Source organism: Nonomuraea sp. NPDC049784 (assembly GCF_040659615.1).
In the GTDB taxonomy this organism is placed as follows: domain Bacteria; phylum Actinomycetota; class Actinomycetes; order Streptosporangiales; family Streptosporangiaceae; genus Nonomuraea.
In genome coordinates, this window is record NZ_JBFAMX010001310.1 from 1 (window position 1) to 1,077 (window position 1,077).

Sequence of the window (1,077 nt, forward strand, 5' to 3'; positions counted from 1 at the left end):
TGTCGGTACCCGCCGACACCCGCCAGACGCTCACCTTGCGGCCGTCGGCGGTGTTGTTGATGTTGTAGCGGGTGTCTGGTGCCGCTCGACATCGTGGCCGAGGTCGAGCTCGACGGCGTCATCTCGACCGTGCGCGGGCAGGTGGCCTGCGCGCTGACGCCAGGACGCGTGCAGGCGATCTCCCTCGTGCCCGAGGACCCGCCCGCGCGGCCCGAGGCGATCGAGGCGGTGCTGGAGGGCGACTGGGTGGTGTTCGGGCCGGGGTCGTGGTTCACCAGCGTGCTGCCGCACCTCAAGGTGCCCGAGCTCGCGAGGGCGCTGCACGCGACCAAGGCCCGGCGGCTCGTCACGCTCAACCTGGCCCCTCAGCCGGGTGAGACCGATGACTTCTCTCCCCAGCAACACCTGGAGGTGCTCGGACAACACGCCCCCGACCTGGCGATCGACGTCGTGCTCGCGGACACCGGGGTGGTGGACGACCCGGGCGCGCTGGAGAAGGCCGCCGGGGCACTCGGCGCACAGCTCGTGATGGCCGACGTGGCCGCCTCCGACGGCTCGCCGAGGCATGACCCACGACGTCTTGCCTCCGTCCTGGACGAGATTTTCCTCCAGAAGCGTTGATCCTGGCCGGCGCGGTGCGAAGGTGCGAGAGACTGCTGAGAGCCGGTCTGAATGGGGGAGAGGACTAACGCATGGCCATGACAGGTGTGGTGAAGGACGAGCTGAGCCGCCTGCCGGTGCTGAAGCCGTGCTGCCGCAAGGCGGAGGTTTCGACGCTGCTGCGGTTCGCCAGCGGCCTCCATCTGGTGGGCGGGCGGATCGTGATCGAGGCCGAGCTCGACACCAACGCCACCGCGCGGCGGCTGATCAAGGACATCGGTGAGGTGTTCGGGCACAAGGCCGAGGTGCTCGTGCTCGCGCCCGCCGGGCTGCGTAAGGGGTCGCGCTACGTCGTACGTGTCTACCGCGACGGCGAGGCCCTGGCGCGTCAGACGGGACTGATCGACAACCACGGCCGCCCGGTGCGCGGCCTGCCCCGCCAGGTCGTGGCGGGCGCCTCCTGTGACGCGGAGGCCG

At 70.6% G+C, this 1,077-nt stretch carries 1 protein-coding gene and 1 pseudogene; both read left to right on the forward strand.

All coding sequences use genetic code 11. From position 1 onward, the window contains the following. Positions 1-78: 78 nt before the first annotated feature. Positions 79-621, forward strand: a pseudogene (locus AB0J09_RS65650) (2-phospho-L-lactate transferase CofD family protein); the annotation flags it as partial. A gap of 71 nt (positions 622-692) precedes the next feature. Then, positions 693-1,077: DNA-binding protein WhiA (gene whiA, locus AB0J09_RS65655; RefSeq protein WP_360714725.1), on the forward strand; the 385-nt coding region annotated here is incomplete at its 3' end.